Annotated in this window: 19 protein-coding genes; 14 read left to right on the top strand and 5 right to left on the bottom strand. The window is 64.3% G+C overall.

What is annotated here, in order from left to right:
• Positions 1 to 27 precede the first annotated feature (27 nt).
• The 13 genes from BKA07_RS10650 to BKA07_RS10710 all read left to right on the top strand — a co-directional run bounded on the left by BKA07_RS10650 (position 28) and on the right by BKA07_RS10710 (position 13256).
• Positions 28 to 1164 (top strand): group 1 glycosyl transferase, encoded by a 1137-nt coding sequence (locus BKA07_RS10650; protein WP_167950876.1) that lies wholly within the window; start codon positions 28 to 30, stop codon positions 1162 to 1164.
• An 8-nt stretch (positions 1165 to 1172) separates the two neighbouring features.
• The gene (locus BKA07_RS10655; RefSeq protein ID WP_209044211.1) at positions 1173 to 2855 is read left to right on the top strand and encodes a CTP synthase; all 1683 of its coding nucleotides are present in this window, start codon (positions 1173 to 1175) and stop codon (positions 2853 to 2855) included.
• 44 nt (positions 2856 to 2899) lie between these two features.
• A complete protein-coding gene (locus BKA07_RS10660) occupies positions 2900 to 3619 on the top strand; it encodes an NUDIX domain-containing protein (protein WP_167950878.1) in 720 nt (239 codons plus the stop codon).
• A gap of 10 nt (positions 3620 to 3629) precedes the next feature.
• Positions 3630 to 4577, top strand: coding sequence for a site-specific tyrosine recombinase XerD (xerD, locus tag BKA07_RS10665; RefSeq protein ID WP_167950879.1), 948 nt, complete (start codon positions 3630 to 3632; stop codon positions 4575 to 4577).
• Between the two features lie 39 nt (positions 4578 to 4616).
• Positions 4617 to 5486 carry a ParA family protein gene (locus BKA07_RS10670; protein ID WP_167950880.1) on the top strand — a complete coding sequence of 290 codons (870 nt, stop codon included), beginning with the start codon at positions 4617 to 4619 and terminating at the stop codon, positions 5484 to 5486.
• Between the two features lie 74 nt (positions 5487 to 5560).
• A complete protein-coding gene (locus tag BKA07_RS10675; protein WP_342449144.1) occupies positions 5561 to 6343 on the top strand; it encodes a segregation and condensation protein A in 783 nt (260 codons plus the stop codon).
• Positions 6340 to 6972 carry an SMC-Scp complex subunit ScpB gene (scpB, locus tag BKA07_RS10680; RefSeq protein ID WP_167950881.1) on the top strand — a complete coding sequence of 211 codons (633 nt, stop codon included), beginning with the start codon at positions 6340 to 6342 and terminating at the stop codon, positions 6970 to 6972. Before BKA07_RS10675 ends, scpB begins: the two co-directional genes overlap by 4 nt.
• A gap of 162 nt (positions 6973 to 7134) precedes the next feature.
• On the top strand, positions 7135 to 7851 hold the full coding sequence (locus BKA07_RS10685; protein ID WP_342449032.1) for a pseudouridine synthase: 717 nt from the start codon (positions 7135 to 7137) through the stop codon (positions 7849 to 7851).
• Complete coding sequence (locus BKA07_RS10690) at positions 7848 to 8948, top strand: prephenate dehydrogenase (RefSeq protein WP_167950883.1); 1101 nt, start codon at positions 7848 to 7850, stop codon at positions 8946 to 8948. The genes BKA07_RS10685 and BKA07_RS10690 overlap by 4 nt, the downstream gene beginning before the upstream one ends.
• The gene (gene cmk, locus BKA07_RS10695; RefSeq protein WP_167950884.1) at positions 8945 to 9604 is read left to right on the top strand and encodes a (d)CMP kinase; all 660 of its coding nucleotides are present in this window, start codon (positions 8945 to 8947) and stop codon (positions 9602 to 9604) included. The genes BKA07_RS10690 and cmk overlap by 4 nt, the downstream gene beginning before the upstream one ends.
• The gene (der, locus tag BKA07_RS10700) at positions 9601 to 11112 is read left to right on the top strand and encodes a ribosome biogenesis GTPase Der (RefSeq protein WP_167950885.1); all 1512 of its coding nucleotides are present in this window, start codon (positions 9601 to 9603) and stop codon (positions 11110 to 11112) included. The genes cmk and der overlap by 4 nt, the downstream gene beginning before the upstream one ends.
• Entirely contained in the window at positions 11113 to 12543 is a 1431-nt protein-coding gene (locus BKA07_RS10705; protein WP_342449033.1) for an AI-2E family transporter, read from the top strand.
• A gap of 92 nt (positions 12544 to 12635) precedes the next feature.
• Positions 12636 to 13256 (top strand): L-threonylcarbamoyladenylate synthase, encoded by a 621-nt coding sequence (locus tag BKA07_RS10710; RefSeq protein WP_167950886.1) that lies wholly within the window; start codon positions 12636 to 12638, stop codon positions 13254 to 13256.
• A gap of 26 nt (positions 13257 to 13282) precedes the next feature.
• Here BKA07_RS10710 and BKA07_RS10715 read toward each other — a convergent pair whose 3' ends face one another.
• The 4 genes from BKA07_RS10715 to BKA07_RS10730 are packed head-to-tail and all read right to left on the bottom strand — an operon-like array spanning position 13283 to position 16636.
• On the bottom strand, positions 13283 to 13987 hold the full coding sequence (locus BKA07_RS10715; protein WP_167950887.1) for an ABC transporter ATP-binding protein: 705 nt from the start codon (positions 13985 to 13987) through the stop codon (positions 13283 to 13285).
• A complete protein-coding gene (locus BKA07_RS10720) occupies positions 13987 to 14757 on the bottom strand; it encodes an ABC transporter ATP-binding protein (protein WP_167950888.1) in 771 nt (256 codons plus the stop codon). Before BKA07_RS10720 ends, BKA07_RS10715 begins: the two co-directional genes overlap by 1 nt.
• Entirely contained in the window at positions 14757 to 15773 is a 1017-nt protein-coding gene (locus BKA07_RS10725; RefSeq protein WP_167950889.1) for a branched-chain amino acid ABC transporter permease, read from the bottom strand. The genes BKA07_RS10720 and BKA07_RS10725 overlap by 1 nt, the downstream gene beginning before the upstream one ends.
• Positions 15770 to 16636, bottom strand: coding sequence for a branched-chain amino acid ABC transporter permease (locus BKA07_RS10730; RefSeq protein ID WP_167950890.1), 867 nt, complete (start codon positions 16634 to 16636; stop codon positions 15770 to 15772). The genes BKA07_RS10725 and BKA07_RS10730 overlap by 4 nt, the downstream gene beginning before the upstream one ends.
• Positions 16637 to 16677: 41 nt before the next feature.
• On the opposite strand from BKA07_RS10730, the gene BKA07_RS10735 reads away from it, so the two are divergent.
• Entirely contained in the window at positions 16678 to 16821 is a 144-nt protein-coding gene (locus BKA07_RS10735; RefSeq protein WP_167950891.1) for a hypothetical protein, read from the top strand.
• Here the strand turns inward: BKA07_RS10735 and BKA07_RS10740 are convergent.
• Entirely contained in the window at positions 16814 to 18028 is a 1215-nt protein-coding gene (locus BKA07_RS10740; protein WP_167950892.1) for an ABC transporter substrate-binding protein, read from the bottom strand. The two genes, BKA07_RS10735 and BKA07_RS10740, sit on opposite strands and share 8 nt — an antisense overlap.
• Positions 18029 to 18375 lie beyond the last annotated feature (347 nt).

Below are 18375 nucleotides of genomic sequence, written 5' to 3' on the forward strand. Positions count from 1 at the left end.
CGTCGATCAAATGAAAAGGATGAGGAAATGAGCGAATCCGGCGAGGTCCACCCACTCAGCGCAGACACGAGGATTCTGCACGTACTCGCCGAAACCACGGGGCCCGTCGTCGAAGTGGCGAAACTCGCAGTCCTCGGTCATCTGCGCGCCGGGTTCAAGGTCGCAGTCGCCGCCCACCGGTCGCTGCTGGGCACGTTCGGCGTGCCGGAGGAACTGGCGGACAACTTCCGCGAGATCGAGCTGGCGGCCCGACGACGCTTCACCCTGGCCGATCCCAACACCGCGTTCACCCTGCACAAGTACTACCAGCACGTCGACGTCGTCCACGCCCACGGACTGCACGCGGCAACGCTGGCCGGACTCGCCTTCACCGGTCTGCCTGCCCGATTCCACCCGAAGGTCGTCGCGACGATCGAATCCTTCGACGCCGCCAACGTCATCGAGAAGACCGGAGCCGAGATCGTGGGCCGGACCGCGACGGCGATACTGGGCACCACCGAACCGGTCGTCGACTACTTCGGCGAGAAGGTCCCCGTCGTCGAACGTGCCGAACTGGTCCACCCCGACATCGACGTCGACCTCACCGTCAGGACCCCGCGCGCCGAGGTTCGCCGCGAGCTGGGAGTCGATGAGGGCACGTGGATGATCGCCAGCCCCATCGCCCTGCGCGACCACACCGCACTGGCCACGGTCCTCGACGCCGCCGACCAGATCAACACGAGGAGGCCCGGGCGCCCCGTGGTCACGGTGCTCACCGGCACCGGCAAGGACCGGAACACGATTGAGAAGGCATTCGCGGACCGCGGCGTCATCGTCGCCCCGGCCGGCGACCTCGTCGACGTCGCAGCCGCCGCAGACGTCGTCATCGCCAGTGAATCCATGACCGGGCTCAGCCACGAAGACCTCATGCAGCTGTCGAAGCCGGCTGTCTTCATCGGCAACGCCCGACGCGCAGGCATCTGGGGCGCGGCGGCGAAGCCCGTTGCGGCCGACGACACGGATGCGCTTCTGAGTGAGATCAATCATCTTCTCGACGACCCCGCCGGTCGCGGCTCGCAGGCGGTGGCCGCGAAGAAGCGCGTCATCGACGTGAGCAACGGCGCCGCGATCTCGGCGACGCTGCTCGATCTCTATGCCGAGGTCGCCGAATCGTCGGATTCGTGAGCCCGGCTTTGATAGAATCGAATCCCGTGGTGAACAGAACTGGCCCAGACGGCACAAATACGGCAAAGCACATCTTCGTCATGGGAGGCGTCGCCTCTTCGCTGGGCAAAGGACTGACGGCATCGAGCCTCGGCCATCTGCTCACTCAGCGCGGTCTGTCCGTGGCGATGCAGAAGCTGGATCCCTACCTCAATGTGGATCCGGGAACGATGAATCCCTTCCAGCACGGTGAGGTCTTCGTCACCGAAGACGGTGCCGAGACCGACCTCGACATCGGCCACTACGAGCGCTTCCTCGACGTCGACCTCGACGGCGCGGCCAATGTGACGACCGGACAGGTCTACTCCTCGGTCATCGCCAAGGAACGCCGCGGCGCCTACCTCGGCGACACCGTTCAGGTCATCCCGCACATCACCGATGAGATCAAATCGCGGATGCGGGCCCAGGCCGAGCGCCCCGTCGAGGACCGACCCGATGTCATCATCACCGAGATCGGCGGCACCGTCGGTGACATCGAATCCCAGCCCTTCCTCGAAGCCGCGCGGCAGGTCCGTCATGACATCGGCCGCGACAACGTGTTCTTCATCCACGTGTCCCTCGTCCCGTACCTCGGGCCCTCGGGTGAGCTGAAGACGAAGCCGACCCAGCACTCGGTGGCCGCGCTGCGCTCGATCGGCATCCAGCCCGACGCGATCGTGCTGCGCTCCGACCGTGAGCTGCCGGATGCCATCCGGACGAAGATCGCCTCCTCGTGTGACGTCGAATCCGATGCCGTGGTCTCCTGCGTCGACGCGCCCAGCATCTACGACATCCCGAAGGTCCTCCACGACGGGGGCCTCGACGTCTTTGTCATCCGTCGACTCAACCTCCCCTTCCGCGACGTCGACTGGACGAAGTGGGACTGGGTGCTCGAGCGGGTCCACAACCCCGAACATCAGGTGCGCATCGGCATCGTCGGCAAGTACATCGACCTCCCCGACGCCTACCTTTCGGTCACCGAAGCGCTGCGTCACGGCGGATTCGCCAATGACGCCCGGGTGAAGGTCGAATGGATCCAGTCCGACGACTGTGACACGGAGGACGGGGCGCGCGAGCGGCTGTCGGGCCTCGACGCGATGTGCGTGCCCGGCGGTTTCGGCATCCGCGGCATCGACGGCAAGCTCGGCGCACTCGCCTACGCCCGGACCAATGGCATTCCGACCCTGGGCCTGTGCCTGGGGCTGCAGTGCATGGTCATCGAATACGCACGCCACGTCGTCGGAATCGGTGACGCCTCGTCCTCCGAATTCGACCCCGACACGCAGGTTCCCGTCATCGCGACCATGGCCGAACAGCTCTCCATCGTCGACGGCGAGGGCGACCTGGGCGGAACCATGCGCTTGGGCACCTACGAAGCGAAGCTGGATGAAGGAAGCGTCGTCGCCGGCGTCTACAGTTCGAACCTCATCACGGAACGCCACCGGCACCGCTACGAGGTCAACAACTCCTACCGCGAGGACCTGGCCGAAGCCGGGCTCCGGTTTTCGGGCACCTCACCCAGCGGCGAGCTCGTCGAGTTCGTGGAGCTGCCGGAATCCGTCCATCCCTACTATGTGGCGACGCAGGCTCACCCCGAGCTCAAGTCACGTCCGACGAAGCCGCACCCGCTCTTCGCCGGACTCGTGGCCGCGGCACTGCGCACCGAGAACTAGGCAGCAGTTCGGGATCAACCAGTTCGACCGACGGGAGGACTCGCATGAGCGATCTGCGAGACGAGGCGTACACACCGAGAATCACCGAATCCGACGTGGTCTACCACGGGGCGGTGTGGAACATTCGGCGCGAGACCTTCGATCTGCCCGAAGCCCCCGGACTGGTGCGCGACATGATGGCCCACAACGGCGCCGTCGCCATCGCCTGCGTGGATGAGCAGGAGAGGATCCTGCTCATCCAGCAGTACCGACACCCCGTGCGAGCCAGGCTGTGGGAAGTCCCGGCTGGTCTGCTCGACGTGCCCGGCGAGGCCCCGATCGATGCGGCCGAGCGCGAACTGGCCGAGGAAGCCGATCTGCGGGCCGGTCGCTGGGAGGTCCTCACCGACTCCTGTCTGACTCCCGGCGGCAGCAGCGAATCGATCCGCCTCTACCTGGCGAGAGACCTCGAACTCATCGCCGACGAGGACCGTCACGCACGCAGCGAAGAGGAAGCCGGGTTCAGATTCCGGTGGGCCGGTCTCGACGAGGCGCTCGACGCCGTGGGTGCCGGTGAGATCACGAACTCCATCGCCCAGTTGGCGATTCTGCAGGTCGCTCGGATCCTGCGGGCTGAGGCCGCCGGGGGCCCCGTCCTGACCCGCAGCGTCGATGCGCCGAGGCTGCTGATCGACGGGCGTGGGGACGCTGCCTCCGGCGAACCCGCCTCTGCCGGCGGCGCACGCACCGATTCCTCGGGCTCGTCCGGCAACCCGCAGGACTGAGGACCGGCGCATGGCCCGGCACGGTGCCGAACTTCTTCCCGAGCTGCCGCAGTCCCTGGCGCGGGCCATCGAGACCTACCTGAACTCGCTGCGGTTCGAACGCGGACTGTCCCGGAACTCCATCGACGCCTACGCCCGCGACCTGGCCAGGTACGGGACCTGGCTGAGCGCGGAGGGGATCGGCCACCTCGGCGAGGTCGAACGATCACATGTCGAAGCCTTCGCCCTGCACCTGCTCGACGAGGACCTGGCGCCGCGGACGCGTGCACGAGCCCTGGTCGCTCTCCGCCGCTTCCACAGCTTCGCCCTCGGCGAGGGACTGAGCGGGAGCGACCCGGCCTCGGAAGTCAGCCCACCGCAGGAGGGACTGCGCCTGCCGAAGGCCCTGTCCCTGGCCGACATCGAGTCGATGCTGGCCACGACGGCCGGCGAGGAACCGACGCAGATCCGTGCGGCGGCGCTGCTCGAACTCCTCTACGCCAGCGGTGCACGCATCTCCGAGGCCGTGGGGGTGGACCTCGACGATGTCGACCTCGACACCGGCCTCGTCCGTCTCTACGGCAAGGGTGGGAAGGAACGCATCGTTCCCTTCGGATCGCATGCCTCCGCGGCGCTGGGCGCCTGGGTGTCTCGGGTGCGGCCCGCGATGGCGGCCAAGGCCAGAAGTTCGTCCCCCGCCGGTGCGCTCTTCCTCAATGCGCGGGGCACACGCCTGTCGCGCCAGACCGCCTGGCAGATCGTCAAGGACGCGGGCGAGCTGGCAGGGCTGGAGGCGGAGGTCTCACCGCACACGTTCCGACACTCCTTCGCGACACACCTGCTCGAGGGCGGAGCGGACATCCGGGTCGTCCAGGAACTGCTGGGACACGCCTCGGTCACGACCACGCAGATCTATACGAAGGTGTCGGAGGAAACATTGCGTGAAGTGTACGCGACCTCGCACCCCCGGGCGCGGTAGGGTTGGAGCCAAGAGCAACGAAAGGTGGCCATCCGAGTGATGAATACGCAACAGGCGTTGGATATTCCCAAGTCGACTTCCGCTGACCCCGAGCAGCGGGACTTCGACGAACCGGCACCGCTGGACACTCATGGGCCCGCCCGCATCATCGCCATGGTCAACCAGAAGGGCGGCGTCGGCAAGACGACGTCGTCGATCAACCTCGGCGCCTCCCTGGCCGCCTACGGACGCAAGATGCTCCTCGTCGACTTCGACCCGCAGGGTGCGCTGTCCGTGGGCCTCGGCATCAACCCCTACGACCTCGACACCAGCGTCTACAACCTGCTGATGAACCCCCGCATGGACCCGCATGAGGTCATCGTCGGCACCGATTTCGACGACATCGACGTCCTTCCCGCCAACATCGACCTCTCGGCCGCCGAGGTCCAGCTCGTCGGTGAGGTCGCCCGGGAGCAGATCCTCTCGCGCGTTCTGTCCAAGGTCGCCGACGAGTACGATGTCATCCTCATCGACTGCCAGCCCTCCCTGGGCCTGCTCACCGTCAACGCTCTGACCGCCTCACACGGTGTCATCATTCCGCTCGAGACCGAGTTCTTCGCCCTCCGCGGTGTCGCCCTCCTGGTCGAGACCATCGAGAAGATCCAGGACCGGCTCAACCCCTCGCTCGTCGTCGACGGAATCCTGGCCACGATGTTCGACTCGCGAACCCTGCACTCCAAAGAGGTCATGTCGCGTGTGATGGAGGCCTTCGACGACAGGGTCTTCGACACGGTCATCAACCGCACCGTGAAGTTCCCCGACGCCTCGGTCGCTGCCGAACCGATCACGAGCTTCGCCCCCAAGCACGCAGGGTCCGAGGCCTACCGCCGTCTGGCCAGGGAGCTCATCGCCCGTGGAGGCGCGCCCTGAGCGAGTCCGTCAGCGAAGGGTTCCAGGTCGAGCTGGAGAACTTCTCCGGTCCCTTCGACCTGCTCCTCGGGCTGATCTCGAAGCGTCGTCTCGACGTCACGGAGATCGCCCTCGCCGAGGTGACCGATGAGTTCATCGCGTACACGACCGATCTGAGCGAGCGCGTCGGTGCCAAGGCCGGTTCCGGCCTCGCCGAGATCTCCCAGTTCCTGCTGGTGGCCGCGACCCTGCTCGACCTCAAGACGGCACGTCTGCTGCCCAACGAGGACGGGGAGGAGGAGCTCGACCTCGAACTCCTCGAGGCTCGCGACCTGCTCTTCGCCCGGCTCCTGCAGTACCGGGCCTACAAGTCCGTGAGCCGGTACTTCGCCGATGCGATGGCCGCCGGTTCGGTCAGGGTGCCACGCAGCGTCGGCTTGGAGGCGGAGTTCCAGGACGTGCTGCCGCCGTTGGAGATGCACATCGGCCCCGGCGAGCTGGCCGGCCTGTATGCCACGGTGCTCCAACGCGACCACACGCCCCCGAGCGTCGCCGTCGACCACATCCACCTGCCGCTGGTCAGCGTCTCCGAACAGCGCGGGCACATCCTCGGGCTGCTCAGGGCAGGGGACCTCGACTTCCAGAAACTCCTCGACACGGCCGAGAACTCGCTGGTCGTCGTGGCCCGGTTCCTGGCGCTGCTGGAGCTGTTCAAGGTCGGACTCTGCGACTTCGATCAGGAGGAGCCGCTGGGCCCGCTGCTCATCGTCCGGACCGAATCCACCGAGGACGGCGTGGACCTGCGCACCGAGGGGGAGTGGGACGGCGGCACCATCGAGGACGACAGCGGCACCGACAGGGGAGAGGGGCCCGAATGATCGACGACGAGATCCTGGCCGGCATCGAGGCGGTCCTCATGATCAGCGACTCTGCGGTGTCGGCCGGTGAGCTGGCCACCGCGCTCGGCCTCGACGAGGAGACGGTCTCCGAGGCCATCGCCGAGCTCAAGGCCGACTACGACGGCGCTGAGGACAGACGCCAGCGCGGGTTCGAGATCCGCCTCGTCGCCGGAGGGTTCCGCATCTTCTCTCGCGGGGACTACCACGAGATCGTCAAGGACTTCCTGACCTCGGGACAGAGCGCGAAGCTGTCTCAGGCCGCGCTCGAGACGCTCGCCGTCATCGCCTACCGACAGCCGATCTCACGACCGCGCATAGCCGCCATCCGCGGAGTCAGCGTCGACGGCGTCATCCGCACCCTGCTCCTGCGCGGACTCATCGTCGAAGCAGGCAAGGAAGCGACCACCTCGGCGCTGCTCTACACGACCACACACCAGTTCCTCGACGCGCTCGGCATGAACAGCCTCGACGATCTTCCGGAGATCGCTCCGTACCTGCCTGAGGACGCCGATGTCGCCGAGCTGGGCAGCGACAGTGCCGAGGTTCTGGCCTCCGGCGACGACGAGATGGGCGAACTCGACGACGAGATGTCACGAGTTGACGATTGATTTGAGAGAATGGACTCCATGAGTCCATACCGTGATCCCCGAGCGCCTGGCGGGCGCCACAATCGTCCGACCCGAAAACAGCGTTCCAGTACCTCTGCAAAGGCCTCCCAAAGGGCGCAGTCAGGGACAGGGAGAACATCGGATGCCCATGTCAGCGGGGGTGTGCGACTGCAGAAGATCCTCGCCGAGGCGGGCCTGGGCTCGCGTCGGGCATGTGAGCAGCTCATCCTCGACGGACGGGTCGAAGTCGATGGTTCCGTCGTCACCGAGCTGGGCACGCGGATCGACCCCGAGACGCAGTCCGTGTACGTGGATACGATGAGAATTTCGACACAGACCCAGAAGGTCTACCTGGTGCTCAACAAGCCCGCCGGAGTCGTGTCGACGATGAGTGATCCGGACGGGCGTCCCTGCCTGGCCGACTATGTCAAGAATCGCGTCGACCGTCTCTTCCACGTCGGGAGACTCGACACCGAGACCGAGGGACTCATCCTCCTGACCAATGACGGTGAACTGAGCAACCGGCTGGCCCACCCGCGCTACGAGATCCCCAAGACCTACCTGGCGCAGGTCAAGGGACAGCTGGCCAAGGACGCCGGCGCCCGCCTCAAGGCCGGCATCGATCTCGACGACGGCTTCGTCAAGGTCGATGACTTCAGGCTCGTGGATTCGACTCCCGGCAAGTCGGTGGTCGAACTGACCCTGCACTCGGGCCGCAACAGGGTGGTCCGTCGCCTGCTCAAAGAGATCGGCAACCCCGTCGAGCGCCTCGTGCGGACGAAATTCGGTCCGATCACGCTCGACGAACAGAAGCAGGGCAAGATCCGCCCCCTGCGCTCGGACGAGACCGGCGAACTCTTCGAGGCCGTCGGCTTGTGAGAATCCACATCATCGGCACCGGTCTGCTGGGCGCGAGCCTCGGACTGGCACTGAGCGAACAGGACCACCGGGTCAGCCTCGAAGACACCTCACCGACGGCCCAGCAGCTGGCCGCCGATCTGGGAGCCGGCGAGGTCATGCCCACCGGTGACCAGGCGAACGACCCGCAGATCGTGGTCGTGGCCACCCCGCCAGACGTCGCCGCCCCGGTCATCGCCTCGGCCCTGGTGACCTACCCGAACGCCACTGTCACGGATGTCGCGAGCGTCAAGACCCGCCTGCTCGAAGCAGTGCGCGAACTGGTCCACGGCTCGGACCTCGACCGCTACATCGGGTGCCATCCGATGGCAGGGCGGGAGAAGTCAGGGGCGATCGCGGCACGTTCGGATCTGTTCACGGCTCGGCCGTGGGTGGTCTGCTCGGACGAGGACACACCGTCGGACCGCCTCGGCGAAGTTGTGGAGATGGCGGAGGCCACCGGGGCGTCGGTCATCCATCTCGACCCGCGCATCCACGATGCCGCGGTCGCACGGGTCTCGCACGTGCCGCAGGTGATCTCCTCCCTCGTCGCCTCGCAGCTGCGTCACGCTCCGTTGGAAGAGGTCGCGCTGGCGGGTCAAGGACTGCGGGACGTGACCCGCATCGCCGCCTCCGACCCTCGTCTGTGGACGCAGATCCTGACCGGCAACTCCGAGGAGGTCCGTTCGGTGCTCGTGGAGCTGCGGACCGAACTCGACGATGTGATCACGGCCTTGGAGCTGGGGGCGGGGTCGACCGGTGTCCTGGCCAAGGCCATTGCGCTGGGCAATGAGGGCCACGATCGGATCCCCGGCAAGCACGGTCAGGCTCCGACCAAATATGCTGTGGTCACGATCCTGGTCCCGGACACCCCGGGGACCCTGGCCACACTGTTCAAGGACATCGGCGACCTCGACATCAACGTCGAGGACTTCCGGATGGACCATGCGCCGGGACAGAAGCTCGGCATCGTCGATGTCTCCGTGGTGCCGGCCACCCAGCAGGAACTTGAAATCGGTTTGTTGTCGAAGGGATGGCAGATTCCCGAATCCGCCATCGAGAAAGAGGGAATTGCATGAGCGTCGTCGCCATTGACGGACCGAGCGGAGTCGGCAAGTCGAGCACCGCGAAGGAGACGGCCCGTCGATTGGGCTACCACTACCTCGATACGGGTGCCATGTACCGTGCGATGGCCTGGCTGTGCCTCAACCGGGGAGTGACCGATCCGGTCGACGTCCTCGAACAGGTGCGGGGAGTCGACCTGGAGATCTCGACCGACCCGGACGAGTTCTTCGTCTCCGTCGACGGAATCGACGTCAGCGAGGAGATCCGCGAGGCCGAGGTGTCCGAGAACGTGCAGACCGTCTCCGCCGTCGTCGACGCCCGTGAGGAGCTCATCGGCATGCAGCGCGACATCATCGTCGCGGCCGCGGACGGGATCGTCGTCGAGGGCCGGGACATCACGACCGTCGTGGCCCCTGACGCCGAGGTCCGCATCCTGATGACCGCCCGGGACGAGGTCCGTGTGGCCCGCCGGGCCAAGGAGCTCCACGGAAACGCCGACGCCGAGGCTGTCGCCGCCACCCAGACCCAGGTCACCGGCCGTGACGTCAAGGACTCGGCGACGACTAGCTTCCTGGAAGCCTCCGAGGGCGTGTACACACTCGATACCAGTGACATCGATTTCGACCAGGTGGTCGAGACGGTGCTGAAGCTGGTGAAGGACTCACAATGACTGAATCAGAATTCCACGAGACTCCGGACGAACACCTGAGCGAACGTCTCGAGAGCATCAGCGACGAGGAGGCGGAGAAGAGGGCGACAGCTCTCGAAGCCGGCCTCGCCAGCTATGACCTCGAGGACGAGGACCGGGCGCTGCTCGACGCCTACGGCTTCGAATACCAGGCCGAGGAGGCCCGCGGGGCCGATCCCGTCCTCGCCGTCGTCGGTCGGCCCAATGTGGGCAAATCGACCCTGGTCAACAGGATCCTCGGTCGCCGCGAAGCGGTCGTCGAGGACGTCCCCGGAGTCACCCGCGACCGTGTGAGCTACCGGGCGGAATGGAACACGAAGGAATTCACCATCGTCGACACCGGCGGCTGGGACTCGGATACGAAGGGCATGGCCTCCCGTATTGCGATCCAATCGGAGGTCGCCGTCGACATGGCCGATGCGGTGGTCCTCGTCGTCGACGCGACGACCGGCCCGACCTCGACCGATGAGATGATCGTGAAGATGCTCCGGCGCAAGAAGAAGCCGGTCCTGCTGGCCGCGAACAAGGTCGACGACGAACGCGGCGAACTCATGGCCGCCGAGCTCTGGGGGCTGGGCCTGGGACAGCCCTGGACGGTGTCTGCGCTTCACGGTCGCGGAGTCGCCGACCTCCTTGACGAGGTCCTCGACATCCTGCCCGAGGTCTCCGCCGTCGAAACCCGAGTGGAAGAGGGCGGACCGCGTCGCGTGGCGCTGGTGGGCCGACCCAATGTCGGCAAATCCTCACTGCTCAACCAGCTGATCGGCACCGACCGAGTGCTCGTCGACAATGTCGCCGGCACCACGCGTGACCCCGTCGACGAACTCATCGAACTCGGCGAGAAGCAGTGGCGGTTCGTCGACACCGCCGGTATCCGCCGCCGTGCCCATCAGGCCAGCGGCGCCGACTTCTATGCGGCGCTGCGCACGCAGACCGCACTCGAACGCGCCGAGGTGGCCATCGTCCTCCTCGAAGTTCAGGAGCCGTTGAGCGAACAGGACGTGCGCATCGTGACGACGGCTGCCGAGGCCGGTCGCGCCGTGGTCCTGGCGTTCAACAAGTGGGACCTGCTCGATGATGAACGCCGCTTCTACCTCGAACGTGAGATCGAACGGGATCTGGCACACGTGTCCTGGGCACCGCGGGTGAATATCTCTGCAAGGACGGGACGCCACGCCGAGAAACTCGTCCCGGCGATGGAGACCGCACTGGCCGGATGGGACACGCGGATCCCCACCGGGCGACTCAACGCCTTCCTCGGCGAACTGGTCGCGGCGAACCCGCACCCGGTGCGCGGCGGCAAACAGCCGAGGATCCTGTTCGGCACTCAGGCACAGTCCCGACCACCGAAGTTCGTGCTCTTCACCTCCGGATTCCTCGATCCGGGGTATCGTCGTTTCATCATCAGGCGTCTGCGAGAGACGTTCGGGTTCGCGGGAACCCCCATCGAGGTGTCGATGCGGATCAGGGAGAAACGGCGAGGACGCTGAGTGAGCGATGACGGTCAGATCCCCAGGGCGGCCAGGCGAGAAGTCGATGAGCGATCTGAACAGACCGCCGAGGAACGGGCCGCCCGGGAACGGGCTGCCCAGGATTACGCTGCTCGGGAACAGACTGCCGAGGAAGACGCCGTTCGGGAACAGACTGCCGAAGAATACGCCGTTCGGGACAGAGCCGCCCAGGAGCAGGCAGCTCAGGGGCAGCCACCTCAGAATCAGGCAGTCCGGGACCAAGCAGTCGGGGAACAGGCACCGCCGGAAGATGCAGCTCGGGAACAGGCGGTCCCGGAGTCTGCCGGCGGAGACACGGGACTGAGCCCGGAACCACGACCGTGGTATGCGAAACCGCCTGCCAGGGTGCTCGTCGTGGCACTGACGATCGCAGGACTGACCTATGCGCTCATGTTCTTCAGGAGCCTGCAGGACATCGTCGCCCCCGTGTTCTTGGCGCTCAATTTCTACATCGTCGTCTATCCGCTGCAGAAGTATCTGACCAGGCTGAAGATCCCGCGGGCCATCGGGGCCTGCGTCTCGGTCGTCCTCGTGCTGTGCATGATCGTGGGATTCTTCGGGCTCACGGCGTGGTCGCTGGCCGAACTCGTCATCCTCATCCCCAGCTACGGCGAACAGCTGGTCTCGATGTACCAGAACGCTCTGGCGTTCCTCTCCGACATCGGGGTGACCTCCTCGGTGCTCCAAGAGCAGTTCCAGCAATTCAACGTCAGGTCCATCATCGATGCCGTCTACCCGCTGCTGACCAACGTGTCGATGGTCGCGGGCCTGCTGACCACAGTGGTGATGGCCGTCTTCTTCGTGGCGATGGACTCCATGGGCATCGACAGACGGATGCGGATGCTCCTCGACGTCAAGCCCACCCTGTCGGCATCGCTGGGAGGATTCGCCAGCGGTGTGCGACGCTATTGGATCGTCGCGACGATCTTCGGGCTCATCGTCGCCTTACTCGATGTCATCGCCCTGTCGATCATAGGCGTGCCGCTGATCTGGGTATGGGGCGTGCTGGCATTTCTGACGAACTACATCCCCAATATCGGGTTCGTCATCGGCCTCGTGCCTCCGGCACTCCTGGCACTCGTCGACGGCGGATGGCAGTCGGCCGTCTGGGTCGTCGTCGCCTACAGCGTGCTCAACTTCGTCATCCAGGCGATCATCCAACCGAAGTTCACCGGCGAATCGGTCGGTGTCACCCCCTTGGTGTCCTTCCTGTCGCTGCTGTTCTGGGTCTGGATCCTCGGCTGGCTCGGGGCGCTTCTTGCTCTGCCGGCGACGCTTCTGCTCAAGGCGCTGCTCATCGACGCGGATCCCAAAGCGAGATGGGTGAACATAATTCTCGCCTCGGACCCTGACACGGCGAATGCGCGGATGAAGACGGATGCGCAGGCCCCCGCCTCGGCGGCGAACTGATGATTCTCTCCTCGGCGACGAACTGATGGTCCTCCGCCGCGGACTTACAGCGACCTCTCGCCACCGGGTGCTGTGAGTGGTTAGCATGAGGTATGGTGACACTACTGAATATTCATCCTGAGAACCCACAGAACCGACTGATCGAGAAAGCCGCGCAGACCCTGCGGGATGGGGGACTGATCGCCTATCCCACCGACTCGTGCTACGCACTGGGCTGCGCGTTGGACAACAAGGCGGGGATCGAGCGGATCACTCGAATCCGTCAGCTGGACTCGAAGCACCACTTCACACTGATGTGCCGCGACTTCGCGCAATTGGGACAATTCGTCATCGTCGACAACTCCGACTTCCGGGTCATCAAATCGATGACTCCGGGACCATATACCTTCATCATGAAGGCGACGAAGGAGGTGCCGCGTCGGATGATGCACGCCAAGAAGCACTCCGTCGGCGCGAGGATCCCACAGAATGTGACGGCTCTGGCCCTCGTCGAGGCGATGGGCGAGCCCATTCTGTCCTCGACTCTGCTGTTGCCCGGTGCGGAGGATCCGCTGAACCAGGCCGAAGACGTGGTCGATGAGATCGGTCAGGACCTCGACGTCGTCATCGAGTCCGGAGTGCCCGGTCTCGTTCCCACCTCCGTCATCGACTTCACCGGCAAGGAACCGGAAGTCGCACGCGTCGGAGCCGGAGACGTGTCGCGGTTCGAATGAGCACAGGTGGTGCACCCACCCGATCGTCACAGGCCGAGATATGCGGCCTGCACCTGGGGATCGTCCAAGAGCCTGTCGGCATCGTCTTCGAGGACCACACGTCCCTCGGCGAGCACATAGCCGCGGTGGGCGATCGCCAGTGAGGCCTTCGCATTCTGCTCACTGAGCAACACGCCGATGCCGTTTCTGTTGATCTGGGCGATCGAATCGAGCACCTGCTCGACCACCAGAGGTGCCAGCCCCATGGATGGCTCGTCCATGATCAGCAGGTCGGGGTCGGACATCAGAGCTCGACCGATCGCGACCATCTGCTGCTGTCCACCCGACAACGAACCTGCCGGCTGGGCAGACTTCTCCTTCAGAACAGGGAACAGGTCGAACACCTCGGCGAGGATCTCCTCTTTGCGGGTCTTGTTCCTGTGCGGGTAGGTACCCAGACGCAGGTTCTTCTCCACCGACATCTTCCCGAACAGGTGTCGCCCCTCGGGACACTGTGCGATGCCGCGTTTGACGATGGTGTTCGGTCGGACTCTCTGTATCGCCCGACCGTTGTACTCGATCGTTCCCGAGCGCGCACGAAGCAGACCGCTGATGGTCTTGAACAGTGTCGTCTTGCCTGATCCGTTGGCTCCGAGAACCACGGTCAGCTCGCCGGGTTTGGCCGCGATGCTGACGCCGTGCAGGACGTCTGCGACGTCATAGCCGACGCTGATGTTCTGCAGCGAGAGCATCAGTCCTCCTCATATGTGGTCGAACCGAGATACGCGCGTATCACCGCGGGATTGCTCTGAATCTCCGCGGGCGAACCGACCGCCAGTTTCTGGCCGTGGTCGAGGACGAGGATCGTATCGGCCAGGTCCATGATCATCGACATCTTATGCTCGACCAGAAGCACGGACACTCCTCGGCCGGGAAGCGATCGGATGAGATCGCCGAAGTCTGTGGTCTCCTCCTCAGGGATCCCTCCAGCAGGTTCGTCGAGGAGTATCAGCTCTGGCTGTGTCGCCAACGCCATGGCCACCGCGGTGCGCTTCTGCACTTCCTGAGGCACATTGGAGGCGAGATCGTGGCGATGCTCCGCGACGCCGCAGAATTCGAGCGCCTCGAGGGCCGCATCCTGGTTGACCTTGGACTCGCGTCGATGACGAGGAGAATGGAAGATGGCGTCGAAGACGTTGGATTTCGAGCGGACGATGCGACCGGCCAAGACGTTTTCCAACAGCGTGGACTCGTCGAAGAGATGGGTCGTCTGAAAGGTTCGGGCGATCCCTTCGACCACTGAACTGTGTGGAGACGATTGGGTGATGTCACGGCCGTTGAAGGCCACAGTCCCGGAGGTCGGGCGGTAGAACCCGTGGATGAGATTGAACAGTGTCGACTTGCCGGCACCATTGGGACCGATGACGGCGGTGACCTTTCCCTCCCGCACATCCAGATCGATGTCCTTGACGGCGTCGAGCCCACCGAAGCGTTTCCCGAGGCCGCGAATCTCGAGCAGCATCACTTCACCTCCTCTGTGGTGGTGACGGTCGCCGTATCCCTGCGGGATGAAGGCTTCCGTCGCTTCCGTCTCCGCTTGTCGACGAACCCGCCCAGGTATCCCACGATGCCACGAGGTGCGAAGATCACGAGAGCGATGATGATGGGTCCGAGGACGATGAACCGGTACGCCTGGAAGTCTTGAAAGAGCTCGAACAGGAACGTCACGATCATGGTGCCCACCAGGGGGCCTGCGACTGTGCCCATGCCGCCGACCAGGATGAACATGAGAAACTCGAACGTCTTGTCCACGGCAGCGGCGTCGGGACCGATGAATCCCACCACCGAGGCGTAGAGCCCACCGCCGATGCCGCCGAAGAAGGCTGATGCGGCGAAGGCGAGCTGTTTGTTCAGTCCCACACTGACGCCGATGGCGTCGGCGAGGTCTTCGCTCGTTCTGATCGTCAGCAGGGCGCGACCGACACTGGAACGGCGAACCGCGTAGGTGACGTAGACGCAGATCAGCAGGATGACGAAGACGAGATAGAACATCGCAGTCGGGTTGCTGAAGTCGATGACGTCGCCTGCTTCGGGGAACTTCACATTGTTGACCCCCGAGTGAGCATGCGTCACCGATTCCCAGCGGCTGATGGTCAGATAGATGATGAAGCCGATGGCCATGGTGAAGATCGCGAAGTACTCGTCCTTCGTGCGAAGGGCGATCAGTCCGGAGAGGTAGCCGATCGCGGACGTGCCGACGACGGCGACGAGGAAGGCCTGCCAGAACGACCAGTCGAAGTCGGTGGTCAGCAGTCCGACCGCATATGCTCCGATGCCGAAGAAGCCGCCCTGAGCCAGGGACAGCTGACCGGTGAAGCCGAGGATGATGTTCATCCCGTAGACCGCGATCGCCGAACACAGGCCGACCGTGATGACTCGCATGATGTAGTTCTCGTCGCCGAAGGCCACCGGTGTCAGGGCGACGAAGACCAGTACGGCGAGAGTTCCGAGGACGCGGGGGTTCTTCAGCGCGCTCATCGCTGCACCGCCTTTGCAAACAGACCCGTGGGTTTGATCGCCAACACCGCCACCAGCACGATGAAGGCCACGGCTTCGCCCACGCCCGAAGAGATGTACGTTGAGGTCATCGTCTCCGCGATCGCCAGAGCGAAGCCGCCGACGATGGCACCGGGCAGGGACCCGAGTCCACCGAGGATGATGATCGCGAACACCTTGAGGTTGAGTGATTCGCCCATGGTGGGGGAGAGGAGATTGATGGGGGCGACGAGTCCCGCAGCAATGGTCGCCAACAGAGCGGACAGTCCCAGGGTCAGCATCGAGACCATGGCAGGATTGATTCCGACCAGGGCAGAGCCAGTCCGATCCTGTTCGATCGCCTCGACGGTCTGACCATGGATCGAGCGTTTGATGAACCACGTCAGCAGTCCGAGAACGATGAGTGCCGTGACGATGATCACGATGCGCTGCGTCGAGATCTCAGCGCCCAGAATGTGCAGGCTCCCGGAGATGGGAGTCTCCATCCGTCTGAAATCAGCGCCCCAGACCGCCTGTGCGACGGACTGGAAGAAGAACATCGCTCCGATCGCCGCGATCATATGGTGGGTGTGCGGGGAATTGCGCAGCGGATGGAAGACCAGGCGTTCGAGCAGGACACCGATGACGAAGAGAATGAGCGCCGCGAGGCCGATTGCCGCGACGTAGGGCACTCCGATCGTCGTGAGAAAGAAGTAGGTGACATAGGCGCCGAGCATGTACAGCGAACCGTGTGCGAGGTTGGGAATGCGCAGCACTCCGAAGACCAAGGTCAGGCCGATCGCGGCGAGGCAATAGACCCCGCCCAGCGCAACACCGTTGAAGAGCTGTTGGGTGAAAAGTGTCATGAAGAGAATCCTCACAGGGGGTCGGACGGTGCGAGCGGGGCATGACGCTCAGGCCCCACCCCGAGGAAGCGCCGACGGCGGCGGCCCCGGAGCGCCGACGGCGGCGGCCCCGGAGCGCCGACGGCGGCGGCCCCGGAGTGCCGACGGTGGCGGCCCCGGAAGTGCCGACGGTGGCGATCACTTGACGTCGGAAACCTGGTCGACAGGAACCTTCACGTACTTCTCGTTTTCGTCCAAGTGGGTGACTTCCAATTCGGGGTTCATCAGATGCCCCTGACCGGTGATCTCGGTCGGGAACCCATTGACTTTGTATTTGTCATCGACCTGGCTCAACGCATCCGGGATCGCCGCGCGGATCTTCTCGGGCTCACTGGTTGTGCCGGCCACCTCCATCGCCTTGGCGATGACGGCCACACTCTGATAGTTCAGCGCGGTCTCGCTGGTTGCGACCTTGTCATCACCCGCGACGTCCGCGTACTTCTTCAGGAAGTCCCTATTACCGGGGTCATCGTATTCTTTGACCGGAAGCACCCCGATGGAGTTCGTCAGGTTCTCGATCTCGGTCACGGTCGCCATCTCGTCGAGCTTTGCCTGATCCATGACGAGGAAACTGCCTTCGAAGCCCTGTTTCCGGGCTTGTTCCATGATCAGAGCCGTCGGCTGTGAAGGGCCGCCGACGAATATCGAGTCCGGCTTCTCCGCCAGCGCTTTGGACACGGGGCCGGCGAAGTCCGAGACAGTGGCGTAGTCGACGCTGTTGTCCGACCCGATCTCGCCTCCGGCCTTCTCCCATTCGTCCGTGATCGCCTCCGTCCACTGCTGACCGTACTCGCTCTGAGTCCCGAGCAGGGCCAACTTCTCGCCGCCATGCTTCATGCCCTGCTCGGTGTAGGGCGCGGCATAGGACTCGAAGTTGGGTGGGATCATCATCGTCAGCGGATTGTCGACCTGCATGATCGCGGGATCCGATGTGTAGGCCGCGATCAGGAATTTCGACCGCCCGTTGTTGATCTGCTGGATCGCTTTGATCGCACCGGCGTTGGGGGACACGACGACTGGGGCTTCGTCCTGATCTGCCAACCGCTGCGCATTGCTGGCTGCGGTGGAGGGTGCGTACTTGTCGTCGAGGGACTCGAGTTCGATGGTGACCTTCTTCCCATCGACTTCGAGGCCGTCCTCATTGAGATCGTCGACAGCCATCTGCAGTCCGGTCTGGACGTTCTCACCGTAGGCCGCCCCGCCGCCGCTCAACGGACCGGTATAGCCGATGACCACTGAGTCATCGCCGCCGGAATCACCGCTTGAACCGCAGGCACCCAAAGTCAGTGCGAATGTGCCGATGACGGCCGCAGCCAGCACGGGTCGGCTGACCCTTCGCGAGAACGAGATCATCTTTTCTCCTTTGAAAAGTGAGACGGAGCAACATTGCTCCTCGAGATTATCGGGGCGCCGAGGCGCGAGCCCGAAGACCATCTGAACGAATATTCGATTGAGGCTTAGGAAGGAACCTATCCATCATCAAATGTGATGTCAATCGCTTTTTTGCGAATTCCGCGGCGGCCGTCTTCGGGTATGTTCGGCATCGATCGGCTAGTCCAGCTTCTGAGCAAACAATCGTTCAGCGGCATTTGTGGTCTAAGGTGGACCTGTAGAGAGTGAGATCCAAGTCACTGAGATTGCAAGCTCACTGATCGCAAACACACCACCTGATCGCAACCACACCACGAACCACCGTTTCG

The sequence above is a fragment of the Brevibacterium marinum genome, from assembly GCF_011927955.1.
Lineage (GTDB): Bacteria > Actinomycetota > Actinomycetes > Actinomycetales > Brevibacteriaceae > Brevibacterium > Brevibacterium marinum.

Excerpts from the sequence above, each read along its gene's own strand:
- BKA07_RS10650 (WP_167950876.1), top strand. The coding sequence starts at position 28 with ATGAGCGAATCCGGCGAGGTCCACCCACTCAGCGCAGACACGAGGATT.
- BKA07_RS10660 (WP_167950878.1), top strand. The coding sequence starts at position 2,900 with ATGAGCGATCTGCGAGACGAGGCGTACACACCGAGAATCACCGAATCC.
- xerD (WP_167950879.1), top strand. The coding sequence starts at position 3,630 with ATGGCCCGGCACGGTGCCGAACTTCTTCCCGAGCTGCCGCAGTCCCTG.
- BKA07_RS10670 (WP_167950880.1), top strand. The coding sequence starts at position 4,617 with ATGAATACGCAACAGGCGTTGGATATTCCCAAGTCGACTTCCGCTGAC.
- scpB (WP_167950881.1), top strand. The coding sequence starts at position 6,340 with ATGATCGACGACGAGATCCTGGCCGGCATCGAGGCGGTCCTCATGATC.
- cmk (WP_167950884.1), top strand. The coding sequence starts at position 8,945 with ATGAGCGTCGTCGCCATTGACGGACCGAGCGGAGTCGGCAAGTCGAGC.
- der (WP_167950885.1), top strand. The coding sequence starts at position 9,601 with ATGACTGAATCAGAATTCCACGAGACTCCGGACGAACACCTGAGCGAA.
- BKA07_RS10710 (WP_167950886.1), top strand. The coding sequence starts at position 12,636 with ATGGTGACACTACTGAATATTCATCCTGAGAACCCACAGAACCGACTG.
- BKA07_RS10715 (WP_167950887.1), bottom strand. The coding sequence starts at position 13,987 with ATGCTCTCGCTGCAGAACATCAGCGTCGGCTATGACGTCGCAGACGTC.
- BKA07_RS10720 (WP_167950888.1), bottom strand. The coding sequence starts at position 14,757 with ATGCTGCTCGAGATTCGCGGCCTCGGGAAACGCTTCGGTGGGCTCGAC.
- BKA07_RS10725 (WP_167950889.1), bottom strand. The coding sequence starts at position 15,773 with ATGAGCGCGCTGAAGAACCCCCGCGTCCTCGGAACTCTCGCCGTACTG.
- BKA07_RS10730 (WP_167950890.1), bottom strand. The coding sequence starts at position 16,636 with ATGACACTTTTCACCCAACAGCTCTTCAACGGTGTTGCGCTGGGCGGG.
- BKA07_RS10735 (WP_167950891.1), top strand. The coding sequence starts at position 16,678 with ATGACGCTCAGGCCCCACCCCGAGGAAGCGCCGACGGCGGCGGCCCCG.
- BKA07_RS10740 (WP_167950892.1), bottom strand. The coding sequence starts at position 18,028 with ATGATCTCGTTCTCGCGAAGGGTCAGCCGACCCGTGCTGGCTGCGGCC.